Annotated in this window: 14 protein-coding genes, 3 tRNA genes, 2 rRNA genes and 1 pseudogene; 17 read left to right on the top strand and 3 right to left on the bottom strand. The window is 45.6% G+C overall.

Annotation, left to right across the window (positions count from 1 at the left end):
• Positions 1-253: 253 nt before the first annotated feature.
• Positions 254-699, bottom strand: a pseudogene (locus AAC852_RS03240) (gamma carbonic anhydrase family protein); the annotation flags it as partial.
• A gap of 62 nt (positions 700-761) precedes the next feature.
• Between AAC852_RS03240 and AAC852_RS03235 the strand changes: the two are divergent.
• From AAC852_RS03235 to AAC852_RS03210, 6 genes are all read left to right on the top strand, one after another.
• Positions 762-2065: ribosomal RNA gene (locus tag AAC852_RS03235) — 16S ribosomal RNA — on the top strand.
• Positions 2066-2131: 66 nt separating this feature from the next.
• Positions 2132-2208 (top strand) — tRNA-Ile (locus AAC852_RS03230).
• Positions 2209-2247: 39 nt separating this feature from the next.
• Positions 2248-2323, top strand: a tRNA-Ala gene (locus AAC852_RS03225).
• 178 nt (positions 2324-2501) lie between these two features.
• Positions 2502-5074 (top strand): 23S ribosomal RNA (locus AAC852_RS03220).
• Together the 16S and 23S rRNA genes with 3 tRNA genes alongside form the textbook arrangement of a ribosomal RNA operon.
• A gap of 202 nt (positions 5075-5276) precedes the next feature.
• Positions 5277-5353 (top strand) — tRNA-Asp (locus AAC852_RS03215).
• 165 nt (positions 5354-5518) lie between these two features.
• Entirely contained in the window at positions 5519-6325 is an 807-nt protein-coding gene (locus AAC852_RS03210; RefSeq protein ID WP_422824250.1) for an endonuclease/exonuclease/phosphatase family protein, read from the top strand.
• Positions 6326-6402: 77 nt separating this feature from the next.
• Here the strand turns inward: AAC852_RS03210 and AAC852_RS03205 are convergent, their stop codons facing one another.
• The gene (locus AAC852_RS03205; RefSeq protein WP_340619777.1) at positions 6403-7788 is read right to left on the bottom strand and encodes an amino acid permease; all 1386 of its coding nucleotides are present in this window, start codon (positions 7786-7788) and stop codon (positions 6403-6405) included.
• A 185-nt stretch (positions 7789-7973) separates the two neighbouring features.
• Here AAC852_RS03205 and queE point away from each other — a divergent pair, with 185 nt between their 5' ends.
• The gene (gene queE / locus AAC852_RS03200; protein ID WP_340619776.1) at positions 7974-8645 is read left to right on the top strand and encodes a 7-carboxy-7-deazaguanine synthase QueE; all 672 of its coding nucleotides are present in this window, start codon (positions 7974-7976) and stop codon (positions 8643-8645) included.
• 54 nt (positions 8646-8699) lie between these two features.
• Here queE and queD read toward each other — a convergent pair whose 3' ends face one another.
• Positions 8700-9062, bottom strand: a complete 363-nt coding sequence (gene queD, locus AAC852_RS03195) for a 6-carboxytetrahydropterin synthase QueD (protein WP_340619775.1) — start codon at positions 9060-9062, stop codon at positions 8700-8702.
• 260 nt (positions 9063-9322) lie between these two features.
• Here queD and cysJ point away from each other — a divergent pair, with 260 nt between their 5' ends.
• The 10 genes from cysJ to ispF all read left to right on the top strand — a co-directional run bounded on the left by cysJ (position 9323) and on the right by ispF (position 20628).
• A complete protein-coding gene (gene cysJ / locus AAC852_RS03190; protein ID WP_340619774.1) occupies positions 9323-11131 on the top strand; it encodes an NADPH-dependent assimilatory sulfite reductase flavoprotein subunit in 1809 nt (602 codons plus the stop codon).
• Positions 11132-11182: 51 nt separating this feature from the next.
• On the top strand, positions 11183-12913 hold the full coding sequence (gene cysI / locus AAC852_RS03185) for an assimilatory sulfite reductase (NADPH) hemoprotein subunit (protein ID WP_340619773.1): 1731 nt from the start codon (positions 11183-11185) through the stop codon (positions 12911-12913).
• Positions 12910-13644, top strand: coding sequence for a phosphoadenylyl-sulfate reductase (locus tag AAC852_RS03180; protein WP_340619772.1), 735 nt, complete (start codon positions 12910-12912; stop codon positions 13642-13644). Before cysI ends, AAC852_RS03180 begins: the two co-directional genes overlap by 4 nt.
• A 585-nt stretch (positions 13645-14229) precedes the next feature.
• Entirely contained in the window at positions 14230-15693 is a 1464-nt protein-coding gene (gene cysG, locus AAC852_RS03175; protein WP_340619771.1) for a siroheme synthase CysG, read from the top strand.
• Between the two features lie 10 nt (positions 15694-15703).
• A complete protein-coding gene (cysD, locus tag AAC852_RS03170) occupies positions 15704-16612 on the top strand; it encodes a sulfate adenylyltransferase subunit CysD (RefSeq protein ID WP_340619770.1) in 909 nt (302 codons plus the stop codon).
• Positions 16613-16645: 33 nt separating this feature from the next.
• Positions 16646-18088, top strand: a complete 1443-nt coding sequence (gene cysN, locus AAC852_RS03165; protein WP_340619769.1) for a sulfate adenylyltransferase subunit CysN — start codon at positions 16646-16648, stop codon at positions 18086-18088.
• Positions 18089-18724, top strand: a complete 636-nt coding sequence (gene cysC, locus AAC852_RS03160) for an adenylyl-sulfate kinase (protein WP_340619768.1) — start codon at positions 18089-18091, stop codon at positions 18722-18724.
• A gap of 192 nt (positions 18725-18916) precedes the next feature.
• Positions 18917-19297 (top strand): cell division protein FtsB, encoded by a 381-nt coding sequence (gene ftsB, locus AAC852_RS03155; RefSeq protein WP_340619767.1) that lies wholly within the window; start codon positions 18917-18919, stop codon positions 19295-19297.
• A 60-nt stretch (positions 19298-19357) separates the two neighbouring features.
• Positions 19358-20158, top strand: coding sequence for an IspD/TarI family cytidylyltransferase (locus AAC852_RS03150; RefSeq protein WP_340619766.1), 801 nt, complete (start codon positions 19358-19360; stop codon positions 20156-20158).
• Positions 20155-20628, top strand: a complete 474-nt coding sequence (ispF, locus tag AAC852_RS03145) for a 2-C-methyl-D-erythritol 2,4-cyclodiphosphate synthase (RefSeq protein ID WP_340619765.1) — start codon at positions 20155-20157, stop codon at positions 20626-20628. Before AAC852_RS03150 ends, ispF begins: the two co-directional genes overlap by 4 nt.

Here is a 20628-nt window from a genome sequence, read left to right as displayed (position 1 = left end):
TAAGACAGGAGTTACATGTATGAACCAATCAATTCAATTTCCTGATCGTGAAGAGTGGGATGAGGCAGAAAATAAGGTGATATTTTCGCAATGGTGGATGGTTTGCTGGTGGAATGTATGATGAGTTGATGAAATAAGCGAGCGTTATGGTAAGGATCATCACCCACTCGATTTGTTTCGCCAACATCACTGGGGACTTGGAAGAAGAGTTTGAAACAGCCATCTATAATGGGCATGATAATGAATTTGGACGCTACTCTTTACTTCTCATTGTGTTAAATGGGTAGTAGATTTCCCAACTAACGTAATTATCGCGGAATAAAGCAGCCCTTCCAATTCTTCAGTTAGTTTTCGTACTTGTTTGGCAGGGCTACCGACGTACAGATAACCGCTTTCTAATTTTTTACCTGGAGGAACTAGATTTACCAGCAGCTCCAATCACAACATCGTCTTCAATAGTTACCCATCAAGTAAAATGGAACCCATGCCAACTAAGACTCGATTTCCAATTTTACATCCATGCAGCATTGACTTATGACCTACGGTGACATCTTCGCCAATGATTAGTGGGAAGCCATTTGGATTATCAGGAGATTTATGCGTCACATGCAAAACAGAGCCATCTTGAATATTTGTACGTGAACCAATTGAGACATAATTTACATCTCCCCTGATAACTACAAGGGGCCAAATGCTGACATTGCTCCCTATAATGCGCCACCACTGACCGACACAACGCTGATAAACATTGTGAGGTCAGGCAGAAGGAAAGCGAATAAGCGCTTGACTCTGCGGGCGAAAAGCGTAAGATACGCAGCCCGGCTGAACCCGAGAATGTTCGGTTCCCTGCTCTTTAACAAATTAATCAGACAATCTGTGTGGGCACTCGCAAGACACGTCGATTGCAGTGGGGAATATTGCACAATGGGCGGCAGCCTGATGCAGCCATGCCGCGTGTATGAAGAAGGCCTTCGGGTTGTAAAGTACTTTCAGCGGGGAGGAAGGCGTAAAGTTGAATACACTTTGCGATTGACGTTACCCGCAGAAGAAGCACCGGCTAACTCCGTGCCAGCAGCCGCGGTAATACGGAGGGTGCAAGCGTTAATCGGAATTACTGGGCGTAAAGCGCACGCAGGCGGTCCATTAAGTTAGATGTGAAATCCCCGGGCTTAACCTGGGAACGGCATCTAAGACTGGTGGGCTAGAGTCTCGTAGAGGGGGGTAGAATTCCACGTGTAGCGGTGAAATGCGTAGAGATGTGGAGGAATACCGGTGGCGAAGGCGGCCCCCTGGACGAAGACTGACGCTCAGGTGCGAAAGCGTGGGGAGCAAACAGGATTAGATACCCTGGTAGTCCACGCCGTAAACGATGTCGATTTGGAGGCTGTGCCCCTGAGGTGTGGCTTCCGGAGCTAACGCGTTAAATCGACCGCCTGGGGAGTACGGTCGCAAGATTAAAACTCAAATGAATTGACGGGGGCCCGCACAAGCGGTGGAGCATGTGGTTTAATTCGATGCAACGCGAAGAACCTTACCTACTCTTGACATCCAGCGAAGCCTTTGGAGACAGAGGCGTGCCTTCGTCGTCAGCTCGTGTTGTGAAATGTTGGGTTAAGTCCCGCAACGAGCGCAACCCTTATCCTTTGTTGCCAGCACGTTAGGGTGGGAACTCAAGGGAGACTGCCGGTGATAAACCGGAGGAAGGTGGGGATGACGTCAAGTCATCATGGCCCTGACGAGTAGGGCTACACACGTGCTACAATGGCGGATACAAAGAGAAGCGACCTCGCGAGAGCAAGCGGACCTCATAAAGTCTGTCGTAGTCCGGATTGGAGTCTGCAACTCGACTCCATGAAGTCGGAATCGCTAGTAATCGTAGATCAGCATGCTACGGTGAATACGTTCCCGGGCCTTGTACACACCGCCCGTCACACCATGGGAGTGGGTGGCAAAAGAAGTCGGTAGCTTAACCTGCGGGAGGGCGCTGACCACTTTGTGATTCATGACTGGGGTGAAGTCGTAACAAGGTAACCGTAGGGGAACCTGCGGTTGGATCACCTCCTTAACCTATGAGGGTGAACTGTGAGTGTTCACACAGATTGTCTGATGAAGAAAGAGACGGTATCGGCACAGGCTTGTAGCTCAGGTGGTTAGAGCGCACCCCTGATAAGGGTGAGGTCGGTGGTTCAAGTCCACTCAGGCCTACCAATTTTTTTGAATTGGCGGCAAGCCGGTAACGTGATAAATGGGGCTATAGCTCAGCTGGGAGAGCGCCTGCCTTGCACGCAGGAGGTCAGCGGTTCGATCCCGCTTAGCTCCACCATGATCGACTCTTGACGATGTGATTTCAGAATAGATTGAGACTTATCAGTCTAGTGTGAAATAGATGCTCTTTAACAATCTGGAACAAGCTGAAAATTTGAAACACTCAGTAGATGTCGACAAGACGACTATTGAGGAGTCTCTCAAAACTCCAGTCCGAAGACTTCTTCGGGTTGTGAGGTTAAGCGACTAAGCGTACACGGTGGATGCCTAGGCAGTCAGAGGCGATGAAGGGCGTGCTAATCTGCGATAAGCGCCGGTAAGGTGATAGGCTAAATACTCCTGACTGACCGATAGTGAACCAGTACCGTGAGGGAAAGGCGAAAAGAACCCCGGCGAGGGGAGTGAAAGAGAACCTGAAACCGTGTACGTACAAGCAGTGGGAGCACCTTCGGGTGTGACTGCGTACCTTTTGTATAATGGGTCAGCGACTTATATTCTGTAGCAAGGTTAACCGTTTAGGGGAGCCGCAGGGAAACCGAGTCTTAACGGGGCGCGAAGTTGCAGGGTATAGACCCGAAACCCGGTGATCTAGCCATGGGCAGGTTGAAGGTTGGGTAACACTAACTGGAGGACCGAACCGACTAATGTTGAAAAATTAGCGGATGACTTGTGGCTGGGGGTGAAAGGCCAATCAAACCGGGAGATAGCTGGTTCTCCCCGAAAGCTATTTAGGTAGCGCCTCGTGAACTCATCTCCGGGGGTAGAGCACTGTTTCGGCTAGGGGGTCATCCCGACTTACCAACCCGATGCAAACTGCGAATACCGGAGAATGTTATCACGGGAGACACACGGCGGGTGCTAACGTCCGTCGTGAAGAGGGAAACAACCCAGACCGCCAGCTAAGGTCCCCAAGTCCTGGTTAAGTGGGAAACGAAGTGGGAAGGCTCAGACAGCCAGGATGTTGGCTTAGAAGCAGCCATCATTTAAAGAAAGCGTAATAGCTCACTGGTCGAGTCGGCCTGCGCGGAAGATGTAACGGGGCTAAACCAGGCACCGAAGCTGCGGCAGCGACATATTAATGTTGCTGGGTAGGGGAGCGTTCTGTAAGCCGCTGAAGGTGAACCGTGAGGTTTGCTGGAGGTATCAGAAGTGCGAATGCTGACATAAGTAACGATAAAGCGGGTGAAAAACCCGCTCGCCGGAAGACCAAGGGTTCCTGTCCAACGTTAATCGGGGCAGGGTGAGTCGACCCCTAAGGCGAGGCTGAACAGCGTAGTCGATGGGCAACAGGTTAATATTCCTGTACTCGGTGTTACTGCGAAGGGGGGACGGAGAAGGCTATGTCATCCGGGCGACGGTCGTCCCGGTTTAAGCGTGTAGGTGGGATAACCTGGCAAATCCGGTTATCTGTAACACTGAGGCGTGATGACGAGGCACTACGGTGCTGAAGTGACAGATGCCCGGCTTCCAGGAAAAGCCTCTAAGCATCAGGTAACAGTGAATCGTACCCCAAACCGACACAGGTGGTCAGGTAGAGAATACTCAGGCGCTTGAGAGAACTCGGGTGAAGGAACTAGGCAAAATGGTGCCGTAACTTCGGGAGAAGGCACGCTGGCATTAGGTGAAGGGACAGGCGCCCGGAGCCAAAGCCAGCCGCAGATACCAGCTGGCTGCAACTGTTTAATAAAAACACAGCACTGTGCAAACACGAAAGTGGACGTATACGGTGTGACGCCTGCCCGGTGCTGGAAGGTTAATTGATGGGGTTATCCGTAAGGAGACGCTCTTGATCGAAGCCCCAGTAAACGGCGGCCGTAACTATAACGGTCCTAAGGTAGCGAAATTCCTTGTCGGGTAAGTTCCGACCTGCACGAATGGCGTAATGATGGCCAGGCTGTCTCCACCCGAGACTCAGTGAAATTGAACTCGCTGTGAAGATGCAGTGTACCCGCGGCAAGACGGAAAGACCCCGTGAACCTTTACTATAGCTTGACACTGAACATGGAGCCTTGATGTGTAGGATAGGTGGGAGGCAGTGAAGTGTGGACGCCAGTCTGCACGGAGCCATCCTTGAAATACCACCCTTGAATGTTTGATGTTCTAACGCCGGCCCGTTATCCGGGTTGCGGACAGTGTCTGGTGGGTAGTTTGACTGGGGCGGTCTCCTCCCAAAGCGTAACGGAGGAGCACGAAGGTCAGCTAATCACGGTCGGACATCGTGAGGTTAGTGCAAAGGCATAAGCTGGCTTGACTGCGAGCGTGACGGCGCGAGCAGGTACGAAAGTAGGTCTTAGTGATCCGGTGGTTCTGTATGGAAGGGCCATCGCTCAACGGATAAAAGGTACTCCGGGGATAACAGGCTGATACCGCCCAAGAGTTCATATCGACGGCGGTGTTTGGCACCTCGATGTCGGCTCATCACATCCTGGGGCTGAAGTAGGTCCCAAGGGTATGGCTGTTCGCCATTTAAAGTGGTACGCGAGCTGGGTTTAGAACGTCGTGAGACAGTTCGGTCCCTATCTGCCGTGGGCGCTGGAAGATTGAAAGGGGCTGCTCCTAGTACGAGAGGACCGGAGTGGACGCACCACTGGTGTCCGGGTTGTCATGCCAATGGCACTGCCCGGTAGCTAAGTGCGGAAGAGATAACCGCTGAAAGCATCTAAGCGGGAAACTTGCCTTGAGATGAGTCTTCCCTTATCCCTTGAGGATACTGAAGGGCCGTCCGAGACCAGGACGTGGATAGGCTGGGTGTGTAAGCGTTGCGAGACGTTGAGCTAACCAGTACTAATGTACCGTGCGGCTTAACCTGACAACACCGAAGGGGTTTTGCGGGTTTTGAGAGAGAAGAAAGCGCAGGTTTCAGATAAAAGACTGCCCTGAAACGGGGCGTCAGCTTGTTCGGGATTGAACACAGGATGTGTGGGGTCTCCCCATGCGAGAGTAGGGCACTGCCAGACATCAATTTAAAGATGTTGCCGGTATGAAAGGCAACATGGAAAAAGCAATTCGGTGGTGCGGTAGTTCAGTTGGTTAGAATACCGGCCTGTCACGCCGGGGGTCGCGGGTTCGAGTCCCGTCCGCACCGCCACCGTATTTAGATAAACCCCTGAGAGAAATCTCCAGGGGTTTTTTGCTATTTGTTGAATTTCTTGTGGCAGAAGTTGCAATCGGTTATTGAGATGTCATATTAATGGAGGAGATAACATTGAGGTAGGTTGGGGGCCACTTGATACGAAATAGTTACGTAAGAAAAATCCGTGCGAAAAAAAATCACACGCAAAAGAACTATGCTGTGAGATATGTTGCCGGACAACCTGTAGAGCAGGTTTTCCCTGTTTTGAAACAGTTAGTTGAAAAAACCTCACTACCACATGGAGAGCCCCTTCTTGCCGATAATAGCGGATTTTCTGTTGCCATTTGGAATATTCATAAGCAGCAACGTCCATTATGGCAAAATGTCTTAGCCTCTTTAATTGAGAAGAGTGACCTTATCTTACTGCAAGAAGCACAAACGACACCTGATTTACTGAAATTTGTTGCAGCCAGTGGTTTGATTGCAGATCAAGTACCTGCATTTGCTATCCCCCAACATCCATCAGGTGTGATGACCTTAGCTTCAGCTTCCCCCATCTACTGTTGCCCATTACGGGAAAAAGAACCGATAATCAGGCTTTCAAAATCATCACTTATTACAATTTATCCTTTATCTGATGGTCGACAATTAATGGTGGGTAACGTACATGCCATCAATTTCAGCTTTGGTATTGATGTTTACAGCCGGCAGTTGAATAACATTGGTATCTATATCGGTATGCATGATGGTCCGGTGATATTTGCTGGTGATTTTAATGCCTGGAGTCGTCGGCGGTTTAAAGTGCTGGAGCGTTTTGCGCAACGTATGGGGCTAAAAGAAGTCTATTTTAATGATGATCACCGAACGATTGTATTTGGTAAACCCTTAGATTTTGTTTTTTACCGTGAGTTAAACGTTCTGAGTGCAACAGTTCTAACGACCGTCGCTTCTGATCACAATCCGCTTATAGTCAGGTTTTCGTTATAGTGTACATAGATAATTGACGTAGGGAGTCGAAAACAGGGGAAACGCCGGAAGAATACCGGCGTTTTTGAAGGTAAGCTCTATTGGTTAGAAAGATGGGGCATGGCTATTTTTTTCTTCACACCGAAAAAATACGCGAGGGTTAGAACAAGCACCCAACCTACTCCTACATATAAGGCATCCCTTGTCTGATCGAAAAAGCCGAGTAACAAAATGACTGCACTCATGAAAACAATCGTAATTGCAGGAGCTATTGGCCACATTGGTACTGGGAATTTTAAGGTCTTGATTTCTTCTACACTCATCTTACGACGCATAGCCACATGAGAAAGTAAAATCATCAGCCATACCCAGACTGTTGCGAATGTTGCAACTGACGCAATAAGGATAAAAATATCATCAGGGAGCAGATAATTGAGCAATACACCGAGTAGCAACACGGTAATCATGACCAGAACGGTCATCCACGGAACACCATTACTGGTCAATTTTTTGAATGACTCCGGCGCTTGCCCTTCTTGAGCCATGCCGTACATCATTCGTCCGGCACCAAAAATATCGCTGTTGATAGCTGAAATAGCAGCAGTAATCACAACAACATTCAGAATATTTGCGGCTGAGCTAATGCCCAAATTAGAAAAAATTTGTACAAATGGGCTTCCGTTCTGGCCAATCTGATTCCATGGATAGATGCACATCAGAATACATAAGGTCAGGACATAAAAGATCAAAATACGGAATGGGACAGCATTAATGGCTTTAGGTATCGTTTTTACCGGATCTTTAGCTTCACTGGCAGTAATACCAATAACTTCTATCCCCCCAAAAGCAAACATCACAATGACAAATGAGGCAATCACACCACTAATGCCATTTGGCATAAAACCACCATGTTCCCATAAATTGGCGATACCTGTAGTATGTTCAGTCGATTGACCAAAACCATAGATCATAATTACCAGGCCACCAATGATCATGGCAATAATGGCAGTAACTTTAACGATAGAAAGCCAAAACTCCATTTCACCGAAAATTTTCACATGGCATAGGTTTAGCGCCCCGATGAAACATACGATACTCAGAACCCAAATCCATTGATCGACATGTGGAAACCAAAGTTTCATATACATGCCGAATGCAGTGATATCAGCAAGGCAAACAAACAGCATTTCAAGAACATAGATCCAGCCAGTCAGGAAACCGGCTAATGGCCCCAGATAATGGCTAGCATACTGTGAAAAGGAACCGGAAACAGGATGGTGAACGGCCATTTCTCCAAGTGCTCTCATCACCATAAATACGGCAGCACCGCCGATTACATAGGCCAGCAATACAGCAGGGCCTGCTTGTTGAATTGCGGCTGCTGAGCCATAAAACAGCCCTGTGCCTATTGCAGAGCCTAAAGCCATGAAGCGGATATGCCTCACACTCAGGCCCTGTTTAAGCTGATTTTCATTGTTTTGCATTCGTTAATCCCATCTATCTTTCATGCCAGAGAGTATTTTCAGGCATACGCTATTTCAGGCATACAATGCCGTGTCTGGCGTCAAATGCCAGTAAAAGCAACCTCGTACCATACCATAAAGATGGATGTTCGCGGGATAGATATCTGTAATAATAACGGGCAGTTTATTAAAACCAGAGTTTTTTTATGATCTACCCAATAAATGAAATGTTCCAGACTTTGCAGGGGGAAGGGGTATTTACCGGTGTTCCTTCTGTTTTCATTCGATTACAAGGATGTCCAGTAGGGTGCAGTTGGTGTGATACCAAGCATACTTGGGAAAAAAAGACTGATAAGCAGCAGCCGATGGAAAACATCTTGGTGAAATCGCAGGATAGCGATATATGGGGAGTCGCAACGCCACGGCAAATTATTAATTTATTCACTCGCCAAGGATACACGGCACGTCATGTTGTTATTACTGGTGGAGAGCCGTGCTTGTACGATTTACGCCCCTTAACTGAAACGCTGGAAAGAGAGGGTTACCAGTGTCAGATAGAGACCAGTGGCACGCATACAATCTATTGTTCTGATAAAACTTGGGTAACAGTTTCACCAAAAGTGAAAATGCGTGGTGGATATAAAGTCTTGCCAGAAGCTATGAAACGGGCAAACGAAGTTAAACATCCTGTCGGTCGGGAGCGCGATATTGAAGCATTAGACGAACTATTGGCCATGCTTAATGAAGATAATGTGCCGGTTATTGCTTTACAGCCTATCAGCCAGAAAGAGGAAGCTACTCGTTTATGTATTGAAACCTGCATTGCCCGTAACTGGCGTTTTTCCATGCAGACACACAAATACTTAAATATCGCCTGATGTGAATTGAATTTTTATATATGCATTCAGCACCAACACCTGGTGCTGAATGTTTTACTCTCCACGATAGATACAACCTGCGCTACAGGTTTCTTTTACCATGACGGCACTGAGTTGTGGCAAAGTGGGTTTTAACTCTCTCCAGATCCATTTGGCCAGAACTTCGCTGGTTGGATTTTCCAGACCAGGGATCTCATTGAGGTAGTGGTGATCGAGCCGTTCCCAAATTGGTTTGAAAATAGCTTTTACATCGGCAAAGTCCATGAGCCATCCGCTATGGGGATCAACCTCACCGGTAATTTCCAGACGTACCATAAATGAGTGCCCATGTAGACGGCCACATTTATGCCCTTCAGGAACATGTGGCAGGCGATGCGCCGCTTCAAATTGAAAATCTTTAAAGATGGTAGTGCTCATAATACTTTTTCCTGATTTCAAAAGGCCGGCTATTCTACCTGAACTTTCGGGCTTAACGTGATTTTTCTGTAGAAATAAAATCCAGTGTTTAACAACTTTATCGATATATTAAATCTGTAAATAAAGTTAGGTAATTTAGTTATTAGATATTGCAAACCTTTCTTTAATTCCAGTATCAGTTTTGGGATAACCTTATGATTAATCCATGTTTATGATGATTGTTAATCGTGGATATTGGCTATCGCAAAGGGCTCTGGATAATGACCGCAAAACCACCTTCAACTGCATTATTACCTGTTTCTATGGAACAATTGTCACGTCTTCAATCTGCGGTTAGTGATTTTTCTCCGCATCAATTGGCTTGGTTATCAGGCTATTTTTGGGGAATGTTAAATTCACAGCCACAAGCCAACGCTGTGGCACCCGCACTAACTGTTCCCGAACAGGAAACGGTAACATTGATTTCTGCTTCTCAGACGGGTAATGCTCGTCGCTTGGCGGAACAACTCAGAGATGCTTTACTGACACAAAAGCTGAATGTGAATTTAGTTAATGCTGGTGATTATAAATTCAAACAGCTCGCAAAAGAACGGGTATTGATTATTATTGCTTCGACACAAGGTGAAGGTGAGCCAGCCGAAGAAGCCGTAGCACTCTATAAATATTTGCACTCCAAAAAAGCAGCTCCGATGAACGAGACGGTTTACGCTGTGTTTGGTTTGGGGGATACCTCTTATGAACACTTCTGTCAGGCGGGTAAAGACTTTGATCGCCGCCTGAGTGAATTAGGTGCACAGCGGTTATTGGATCGTGTTGATGCTGATGTGGAATATCAGGACGTAGCAGCCCAATGGCGTCAACAAATAACGGATATCTTAAAACAGCGTGTACCGACCTCGACTGATACAGCTACAACGACAGCTCAAATGAGGGCTACCAGTGAAGTTATCACCAGTCCTTATACCAAAGAAACTCCGCTAACCGCCTCTTTGTTAGTTAACCAAAAAATCACGGGTCGTGGCTCTGATAAAGATGTCCGCCACATTGAAATTGATTTGGGGAATGCAGGCTTGCATTATCAGCCTGGTGACGCATTGGGTGTTTGGTTTGAAAACGATCCTGCATTAGTCGATGAACTGATTAACTTGCTCTGTCTGGAAGGAACTGAACCTGTCAATGCGCATGGAAAGTCATTGACTCTGCGTGAGGCTCTGAGCAGCCATATTGAATTGACTCAAAACACGGCAGTCATTGTCGAAAAATATGCTGCATTAACGAAAGATGAAAAATTGCTTGCTTTAGTCACTGATAAACCGGCACTACAGCAATACGCACAAAAAACACCTATTGTGGATATGGTCAGGCAAGTAGTTTTGCGTCCTGAAGCACAACAATTTATCGATATATTGCGCCCCCTAACCCCGCGGCTTTACTCCATCTCCTCCTCACAAGATGAAGTCGAAAATGAGGTGCATATTACGGTTGGTGTTGTTCGATATGACATAGAAGGACGAACCCGTACTGGCGGAGCATCGGGCTATTTGGCGGATATATTACAAGAAGATGACAGTATCCGTGTTTTTATCGAGCATAACGATAACTTCCGTTTACCTGCTGATCCTCAAACGCCAATCATTATGATTGGCCCCGGCACAGGGATTGCACCATTCAGAGCGTTTTTACAACAGCGAGATCATCAGGGCGCTGAAGGTAAAAACTGGCTGTTCTTTGGTAATCCCCATTTTGTAGAAGATTTCTTGTATCAGGTTGAATTTCAGCGTTATGTCAAAGAGGGGTTATTGACTCGCATTGATTTGGCTTGGTCACGTGATCAACAGCATAAGGTTTACGTCCAGGACAAATTGCGTGAGCAGAGTGAAGAAATCTGGCGTTGGATCCAGGAGGGCGCACATTTATACGTCTGTGGAGATGCCAATCGTATGGCAAAAGATGTAGAACAGGCATTGCTGGATCTCATTTCACAACAAGGTGGTATGACTGCCGAACAGGCCGATGAGTTTTTGAGTGAACTTCGCCTTGAGCGCCGTTATCAGAGGGATGTTTACTAGAGTGGGCAGTGAAAAACCGTAAGCAATAAAAACCGACGGGCAATGAAAACAATGAGCAATGAAAAACAAGGTCCTTTAATTGTTGAAGGTAAACAGGCTGACAGTGAACGCATGAAGTTAGAAAGTAACTATTTACGCGGGACGATCAGCGAAGATCTAAAAAATGGGCTGACAGGTGGATTTGAAGGCGATAACTTTCTCCTTATCCGTTTCCACGGGATGTATCAGCAGGATGATCGTGACATCAGAGCAGAACGTGCGGAACAAAAACTGGAACCTCGCCATGCCATAATGCTGCGTTGTCGTTTACCGGGAGGTATTATCACTCCCCGCCAATGGTTGGGTATTGATCAGTTTGCGACAGAGAACACCCTATATGGCAGTATCCGGTTGACTAATCGGCAAACATTCCAATTTCATGGCATTTTAAAAAACAACCTCAAACCAGTGCATCAATTACTGGCTCAAATGGGGCTGGATTCACTGGCAACGGCCAATGATGTTAACCGTAACGTATTGTGTACCTCAAACCCGGTACAGTCTGCGTTGCATCAGCAGGCTTATGAATGGGCGAAGAAAATATCGGAGCATCTTCTGCCGCGTACTAACGCTTACGCAGAAATCTGGCTGGACAAAGAAAAAATCGCGACAACCGATGAAGAGCCGATCCTGGGTAAAACTTATTTGCCTCGCAAATTCAAAACATCAGTTGTGATCCCGCCGCAAAATGATGTTGATCTGCATGCCAATGATATGAACTTTGTCGCTATCGCAGAGAATAATCGGCTGATCGGTTTTAATGTGCTGGTGGGGGGGGGATTAGCTATGACTCACGGCGATAAGAAAACATTCCCACGTTTGGCGAGTGAATTTGGTTATATTCCGCTAGAGTATACCTTAGCGATTGCTGAAGCCATTGTGACAACACAGCGTGATTGGGGCAACCGAACCGATCGCAAAAATGCCAAAACTAAATATACCCTTGAGCGTGTCGGTGTTGAAACTTTCAAACAAGAAGTTGAGAAGCGTGCGGGTGTAAAATTTGAACCGATCCGTCCTTATGAATTGACTGGTCGGGGAGATCAAATTGGCTGGTTAAAAGGTATTGATGACCAATGGCACTTAACCTTGTTTATTGAAAATGGCCGCTTACTGGATTACCCGAACAAACCGTTAAAAACCGGGATTGCAGAAATTGCCAAAATACACAAAGGTGATTTTCGTCTAACTGCGAATCAAAACTTAATTGTGGCAGGCGTACCCGAAAGTGAAAAAACACTCATTGAAGAAATAGCCCGCTCACATGGCCTGATTGATAACAATGTGACTTCTCTGCGTCACCATTCTATGGCGTGTGTTTCGTTTCCGACATGCCCGTTGGCAATGGCAGAAGCTGAGCGTTTTTTGCCGGCCTTTGTCGATCATGTTGATGCTTTGATGGCAAAACATGGCGTCAGTCACGAACATATCGTTCTGCGTGTTACAGGTTGCCCGAATGGGTGTGGTAGAGCGATGCTGGCAGAAATAGGGCTGGTGGGTAAAGCGCTTGATCGTTATAACTTGCATCTTGGCGGAAATCGCAATGGCAGCCGCATTCCCCGTATGTATCGGGAAAACATCACTTCAGCCGAGATTTTGACGATACTGGACGAATTGATTAGTCGCTGGGCAATAGAACGTAGTAAAGATGAAGCTTTTGGTGATTTTCTGATCCGCGCTGGCATTATCAAACCAGTATTGAATTCAGCCGTTGATTTTTACGATTGGCAGGAGGCGATATGAACCAGCTCCGCTTATCTGAGCTATTGATTTTGAATACTGAGCAGCGCACGGAAGCGCTTGCTGAAATAAACCAACAACTGGAATTGCTGGCTGCCCGTCAGCGTGTAATCTGGGCATTGGAACATCTGCCCGGCGAATTTGTTCTTTCTTCCAGTTTTGGTATTCAGGCGGCAGTCTGCCTGCATCTGGTCACACAGGAATACCCTGATATTCCCGTTATCCTGACCGATACTGGCTATCTGTTCCCGGAAACCTATCGGTTTATTGATAAGCTGACAGACAAATTGAAACTGAACTTAAAAATATTTCGTGCAGAACAGAGCCCGGCCTGGCAGGAAGCACGCTATGGAAAACTGTGGGAGCAGGGAATAGAAGGCATTGAGCGTTATAACCAAATCAATAAAGTTGAGCCGATGAACCGTGCATTGAAAACATTATGTGCACAAACCTGGTTTGCTGGTTTACGCCGCCAGCAATCGGAAAGCCGCACTAATTTGCCAGTGCTGGCGGTTCAGCGTGATGCTTTCAAAATACTGCCGATTATTGATTGGGATAACCGCAGTGTACATCAATACCTGACCCAACATGGTCTTGAATACCATCCACTGTGGGAAGAAGGCTATCTCTCTGTGGGAGATACCCATACAACACAAAAATGGGAACCGGGTATGAGCGAAGAACAAACCCGCTTTTTTGGTTTGAAGCGTGAATGTGGATTGCACGAAGGGTGAGGCGATATTACGAATATACTTCTGATTTATCTTAGCTGCGCTTCTTATTCAATAGGGCGTAGCTCGTTTTAATGATAACCGTGTTGCACTTATTATGTTATGTGTATTTTATGTGTGTTATGTGAATACCCGAAGAAAGAATGCTAAACGCTTTTAGGGCGAAATAAAAAACAAATCATAAATAAAAATGATTAAATCAAGGCTGTGTTTTATCTGTAGCCTGGCAGAATCATCTAAATAAATTGGTGAAACAGATGTAAGATATGATGATAAACTCCATTTTTCATTCAGCTTTTAAAAATAAGAACTTTTTCCAAAGATCTTAGAATCTAAAAATAATCCTAAAGTGTGATATTTATCACAAATAAACCCCTTCAGAAACGCGTAATGAACAATAAAAGAACAGCAATTTTTCCTGAATATTTCGCATGTTGCAATTTTATAACCCATTAAAAAACTTACCTTATACGATTCAGGAACTAATAATTACTTTTTGACATTTCATAACCTCCTCACAGCTCCATATATTCATTTCTTAGATAATTATTACGAAATTAAACACTGAACACTGGATGGCATGTCATTGTGGATTATTTACCCTTATTTGTTGAACTGAAATCGCGTGCTGTTTTACTGATAGGCGGCGGAGAAGTCGCTTCTCGTAAGGCTGGCTTGCTATTGCGTGCGGGGGCTGCATTAACAATTGTTGCTCCTGAATTACATCCTGAATTGCAACAATGCCATCAAAAAGGGGAGCTTGAGTGGTTACAGGGAGCATTTCACACGGACTATCTTGATGGCGTATTTTTGGTAATTGCAGCAACTGATGACCACAATTTAAACCAATATATTTTTGCAGAGGCTAATCGCCGCGCTATTTTGGTTAATGTGGTAGATGATCAGTCACTTTGTTCTGCTATTTTTCCTTCAATTATTGATCGCTCTCCGGTTATGGTAGCTATTTCATCTGCTGGAAAATCACCTGTATTAACACGATTACTGCGGGAAAAATTGGAATCCCTGTTGCCTTTTCATCTCGGCACGATGGCAGAAATTGCAGGTCGTTGGCGTAATCAGGTGAAACAGAGCTTGACTTCTCTGCGCCAGCGTCGTTATTTCTGGGAAAAAGCATTTAACGGACGTTTTGCCACATTAGTTGCTAATGGGCAGTTACACCAGGCAGAAGAACAGTTAGATCAGCAACTGCGCGATGAACAACTGAAACAAACCAGTAAGCGGGGAGAACTGGCGTTAGTTGGAGCAGGCCCCGGTGATCCGGGTTTGCTGACTTTAAAAGGGCTGCAAGTGATCCAGCAAGCAGACGTGGTGCTTTATGATAATCTGGTCAGCGCCGAAATACTCGAATTAGTTCGCCGTGATGCCGATAAAATTTGTGTAGGTAAAAGAGCAGGATGCCATTCAGTTGCACAGGAAGAGACCAATGCATTGATCGTCAAACTGGCACATCAGGGGAAAAAAGTGGTTCGTCTGAAAGGAGGCGATCCCTTTATTTTTGGCCGTGGTGGAGAGGAATTACAGGTTGCCGTATCCGCTGGCATTCCTTTTCAGGTAGTGCCTGGTATTACTGCTGCCGTCGGTGCTTCTGCCTATGCGGGTATTCCCCTAACACACAGGGAACATTCCCAAAGTGTCACTTTTATTACTGGGCATTGCCGTGAAAATGGTAATGAACTGGACTGGTTCGCATTGGCGCGAGGCAATCAAACACTGGCGATTTATATGGGAGTTATAAAGTCAGCGCTGATCAGCCAGAAACTGATTTCACACGGGCGGGATGCCAATACACCCGTAGCCGTGATTGGTTGTGGGACTCGTTCCGAACAACAAGTGTTAACCGGAACGCTTTCCGAACTGGAACGATTGGCACAGGATGCTCCATCACCAGCATTACTGGTGGTAGGAGAGGTGGCTCAACTTCACCATCAGTTAGCATGGTTCACTCAACAGGCCGTAGATCAGAGAAAGTTATTAGATCCAGATCAATCTGTTGCTCCGGTAAATCGCCCCGCTGTTGTTGATTTAGAATAAGGAATTATCAATGGAAGAAAAAAGACTGACTCATTTGCAGCAACTTGAAGCCGAAAGTATCCATATTATCCGCGAAGTCGCTGCTGAATTTGCCAATCCGGTGATGCTTTATTCCATTGGTAAAGATTCTTCGGTGATGCTGCATCTCGCACGTAAGGCATTTTATCCGGGAAAACTGCCTTTTCCGTTGCTGCATGTCGATACAGGCTGGAAATTTCGGGAAATGTATGAATTTCGCGATCAGACAGCAGAAAAATATGGCTTTGAATTGCTGGTTTACCGTAACCCGCAAGGTGAAGAACTGGGGATTAATCCTTTTATTCATGGCAGTGCAAAACATACGGACATTATGAAAACGGAAGGATTAAAGCAGGCTCTGGACAAATATGGATTTGACGCCGCTTTTGGTGGTGCAAGGCGTGACGAAGAAAAATCCCGTGCCAAAGAACGTATCTATTCTTTCCGTGATCGTTCCCATCGTTGGGATCCCAAAAATCAGCGCCCGGAACTTTGGCGTAACTATAACGGCCAGATTAATAAAGGTGAAAGTATCCGTGTATTCCCGCTATCTAACTGGACGGAGTTAGATATCTGGCAATACATCTATTTAGAACAGATAGATATTGTTCCTCTCTATTTTGCTAAACCTCGTCCAATTGTTCAGCGTGATGGCACATTGATTATGGTTGATGATGATCGTATCGATTTGAAATCAGGTGAAGTTATCAGTCAGCGCAAAGTTCGCTTCAGGACGTTGGGATGTTGGCCTTTGACGGGTGCTGTGGAATCGGAAGCGGAAACATTGCCGGAGATTATCGAAGAAATGTTGATATCAACAACCAGTGAGCGGCAGGGCCGGCTTATTGACGGTGATCAATCTGGTTCAATGGAGCTGAAAAAACGTCAGGGTTATTTTTAAAGGCATAGCATTATTTTTTGAGGAGGGAAGAATATGCCGACACTTGCACATAATGAATCCATCGCCAATCAAATCAAACAGCAGGGTGGTGTTGAATCCTATTTGAAAGCACAGCAGGAAAAGGGATTATTGCGTTTTTTAACTTGTGGCAGTGTAGATGATGGTAAAAGTACCTTGATTGGTCGTTTGTTGCACGATACACGCCAGATTTATGAAGATCAGCTTGCGACTTTGCAAAGTGACAGTAAACGGTTGGGGACACAGGGGGAGAAGTTAGATCTGGCGCTTTTAGTGGATGGCCTTGCGGCTGAACGGGAACAAGGGATTACCATAGATGTTGCATATCGTTATTTTTCCACTGAAAAACGCAAGTTTATCATCGCGGATACACCGGGACATGAGCAATATACCCGTAATATGGCAACAGGAGCGTCAACCTGTGATCTTTCGATTTTACTGATAGATGCGCGAAAAGGAGTACAGGAACAGACCCGCCGCCATAGCTTTATCAGTACGCTGTTGGGTATTCGTCATCTGGTGGTGGCAGTGAATAAAATGGATCTGATGGAGTATAGACAAGAGATTTTCGCTCAGATCAAACAGGATTATTTACATTTCATTGAGCAATTGCCTGCCGATTTGCATATTTATTTTGTCCCTATATCTGCGCTGGAAGGGGATAATATTGTCAGCAGCAGTGAAAATATGCCGTGGTATACCGGAGAAACGTTGCTGAATATTCTTGAATCGGTGGATGTACATAAAGATGTTGCGAAGCAGTCATTGCGTTTTCCGGTGCAATATGTCAATCGCCCTGATCTGGATTTTCGCGGTTACAGCGGTACGTTGTCATCAGGAATTTTACGTCAGGGGCAGAAAATCAAAGTAATGCCATCAGGCAGAGTTTCAACGGTTGAGCGGATCGTCACTTTCGACGGTGATTTACCTTTTGCTGTGCCAGGGGAAGCGATCACCGTCGTGCTAAAAGATGAAATAGATATCAGCCGTGGTGACCTTTTGGTTGCGGTTGAAGATCAAATCATTGTCGCTCATCATGCGTTGGTGGATGTTGTATGGATGTCAGAAAAACCGCTGATTCAGGGACAAAGTCTGGATATCAAGGTAGCTGGTAAAAAGAGTCGTGCCAAAATTGATAATGTGCAATATCAGGTAGATATTAATAACCTGACACAAAAAGTTGCGGTTGAGTTGCCGCTGAATGCCATTGGGCTGGTGGAATTTTCATTTGATGAACCATTGCTTCTCGACAGTTACCAACAAAATGCGGATACCGGCGGTATCATTCTGATTGACCGTTTGACTAATGTTACTGTTGGTGCTGGATTGGTACGTGAAATTCAGACCGATGTCTATCAAGAGCCGAAAGAGTACAGTGAGTTTGAACTGGAATTCAATCGCTTAGTACGCCGCCATTTCCCGCACTGGGGAGCTCGTGATTTATTGGGGGGAAAATAAATGGCTCAGGTCGAAAATACTGATACCTTTTCTGATATTGCCACTAATAATATTGTCTGGCATACACATGATGTAAGCAGAAAACAGCGGGAAGCCGTTAATGGGCATCCTGCTTTGGTTATTTGGTTTACCGGGTTATCAGGTTCAGGGAAATCCACGCTGGCGGGAATGTTGGAGCAGATTCTATTCTCGCAGGGGATCAAAACCTATTTGTTAGATGGTGATAATGTGCGTCACGGTTTGTGCCGTGATCTGGGGTTTTCTGAGGCTGACAGACAGGAGAATATCCGGCGTGTGGGAGAAGTTGCGAAATTAATGGTTGATGCCGGGCTGGTGGTATTGACGGCATTCATTTCTCCTGGCCGGGCTGAGCGACAAAAAATACGCCAATCAATGGAGTCTGGTCAATTTATTGAAGTATTTATAGATACGCCTCTGGCGATTTGTGAATCCCGTGATCCGAAAGGTTTATATAAAAAAGCACGAGCCGGGGAAATTGCGAATTTTACCGGAATTAATGCGACTTATGAAGCACCAGAACAGCCTGATATTTATTTGGATGGTTCGCAAGGCATTGAATTATTGATGGAAAAACTGCTTCTTGCACTCAATGATCGCTATATTGTGACAATTTGATCTCTCATTTAAATTTCCCATTCTCCAAACAGAGTAGACACACATTATTGCAGGCGAGGTGATGTGTTTCTACACTCATTTCAATTAATACTTTTCTATTATGTCTTGTGATCACATTTCAGAAGCCAGTTTGTGATAGTGGCGTCATTCTTTGAGTTATGGGATGATTAGCGGGTTTTTCTGGGGGCGGAAATGGGTAAACTAACGCTACTATTACTGGTTTTACTTGGCTGGCTACAGTATTCGCTGTGGTTCGGCAAGAATGGTATCCACGATTATGTGCGAATTAAAGATGAGGTTGAAAAACAAGAGAAAGACAACCTTTTCCTTAAGTCACGTAATGACCAGTTATTTGCTGAAATTAAAGATCTGAAAAGCGGTCAACAAGCAATTGAAGAACGAGCCCGCAATGAATTAGGTATGATTAAGCCGGGCGAATCTTTTTATCGCATGGTGCCCGATACAGCGAAACAAAACTCGCAACAATCTGTGAGTCGCAATGCTTTAGGACAAAATACCTTAGGACAAAATACATTGGGGCAAAATGTCTTGGGACAGAATAGTGAACAATAACGCAAATAAAGTACCCGCTCTTCATTATCCCGCAGATACTTTTATGATTGATTTAACTTTATGACTGAAATAGTTGCCTTGATCCCGGCTGCTGGTATTGGTAGTCGGATGAAATCAGAATGCCCGAAGCAATATATTAATGTTGCGGGAAAAACCATTATTGAGCACACGTTGTCTGTATTGCTTGAACATCCTCGTATACAGCAAATTGTTATTGTGCTGAATCCTGCTGACACGCAATTTAACCAATTGGCTATTGCCTCTGATCCGCGTATCACAACCGTTATTGGTGGTGATGAGCGTGCTGATTCTGTGCTGGCGGGGCTGAATTATTTGTCAGAACTTTCACCGGAACGCTCAATTTGGGTTTTAGTCCATGATGCAGCTCGTCCTTGTTTACATCGGGATGACCTTGATAACTTACTGCAATTGGTCGATAAAAACTTGACCTCTCCTGCCATGTGTGACGGCTTGTCTTATGGTGAATCGTTTTATGGTGGATCGTTTTGTGGTGGATTACTGGCAGCTCCCGTCAGGGACACAATGAAACGTATGCTGGTTTTGCCGACAGAAAAAATCTCTGCGGCAAATCCATTATTTGTTGATCGTACCGTTGATCGTAATGGCCTTTGGCACGCGTTAACTCCGCAGTTATTTCCTTTACAGCTATTACGTGATTGCTTGACTAAAGCGCTTTCAGAGCAAGCCCGCATTACGGATGAATCTTCAGCATTGGAATATTGCGGCCATCGTCCAGTACTGATTAAAGGAAGAACGGACAATATTAAAGTGACCGAACCTGAAGATCTGGCATTGGCTGAGTTTTATCTATCCCGAAAATCAAAGGAACATAGCGTATGAGAATTGGTCACGGTTTTGATGTACATAAATTTGGCGGAGAAGGGCCATTGATCGTTGGCGGCGTCCGTATTCCTTATGAGCAGGGATTGATTGCACATTCAGATGGTGATGTTGCCTTACATGCTGTAACTGATGCTCTGTTGGGGGCTGCCGCTTTGGGCGATATCGGGAAATTGTTTCCAGATACTGATCCGGCCTTTAAAGGTGCAGATAGCCGTGAATTGCTGAAAGAAGCCTATCGGCGTATCCGTGAAAAAGGTTATCGGATTGGTAATCTTGATATCACAATTATTGCGCAAGCACCTAAAATGTTGCCCCATATTCCCCAGATGCGGGTTAATCTGGCAGAAGATCTTGAATGTCATATGGATGATATTAACGTTAAAGCAACAACTACTGAAAAACTGGGATTTGTTGGGCGTAAAGAAGGTATTGCCTGTGAAGCCGTGGCTTTATTGGTGAAGGAATAA

The sequence above is a fragment of the Xenorhabdus siamensis genome, from assembly GCF_037996745.1.
GTDB classification, from domain to species: Bacteria; Pseudomonadota; Gammaproteobacteria; order Enterobacterales; family Enterobacteriaceae; genus Xenorhabdus; species Xenorhabdus indica.
Note: the sequence above shows the minus strand (reverse complement) of the source record. Positions and strands in the feature narration are given on the sequence as shown.

What these genes read in the sequence shown, in the direction of transcription:
- ftsB (WP_340619767.1), top strand. Translation starts at nt 18,917, where the DNA reads ATGGGTAAACTAACGCTACTATTACTGGTTTTACTTGGCTGGCTACAG.
- cysJ (WP_340619774.1), top strand. Translation starts at nt 9,323, where the DNA reads ATGACCGCAAAACCACCTTCAACTGCATTATTACCTGTTTCTATGGAA.
- cysC (WP_340619768.1), top strand. Translation starts at nt 18,089, where the DNA reads ATGGCTCAGGTCGAAAATACTGATACCTTTTCTGATATTGCCACTAAT.
- ispF (WP_340619765.1), top strand. Translation starts at nt 20,155, where the DNA reads ATGAGAATTGGTCACGGTTTTGATGTACATAAATTTGGCGGAGAAGGG.
- queD (WP_340619775.1), bottom strand. Translation starts at nt 9,062, where the DNA reads ATGAGCACTACCATCTTTAAAGATTTTCAATTTGAAGCGGCGCATCGC.
- queE (WP_340619776.1), top strand. Translation starts at nt 7,974, where the DNA reads ATGATCTACCCAATAAATGAAATGTTCCAGACTTTGCAGGGGGAAGGG.
- cysI (WP_340619773.1), top strand. Translation starts at nt 11,183, where the DNA reads ATGAGCAATGAAAAACAAGGTCCTTTAATTGTTGAAGGTAAACAGGCT.
- AAC852_RS03180 (WP_340619772.1), top strand. Translation starts at nt 12,910, where the DNA reads ATGAACCAGCTCCGCTTATCTGAGCTATTGATTTTGAATACTGAGCAG.
- cysN (WP_340619769.1), top strand. Translation starts at nt 16,646, where the DNA reads ATGCCGACACTTGCACATAATGAATCCATCGCCAATCAAATCAAACAG.
- cysD (WP_340619770.1), top strand. Translation starts at nt 15,704, where the DNA reads ATGGAAGAAAAAAGACTGACTCATTTGCAGCAACTTGAAGCCGAAAGT.
- AAC852_RS03150 (WP_340619766.1), top strand. Translation starts at nt 19,358, where the DNA reads ATGACTGAAATAGTTGCCTTGATCCCGGCTGCTGGTATTGGTAGTCGG.
- AAC852_RS03205 (WP_340619777.1), bottom strand. Translation starts at nt 7,788, where the DNA reads ATGCAAAACAATGAAAATCAGCTTAAACAGGGCCTGAGTGTGAGGCAT.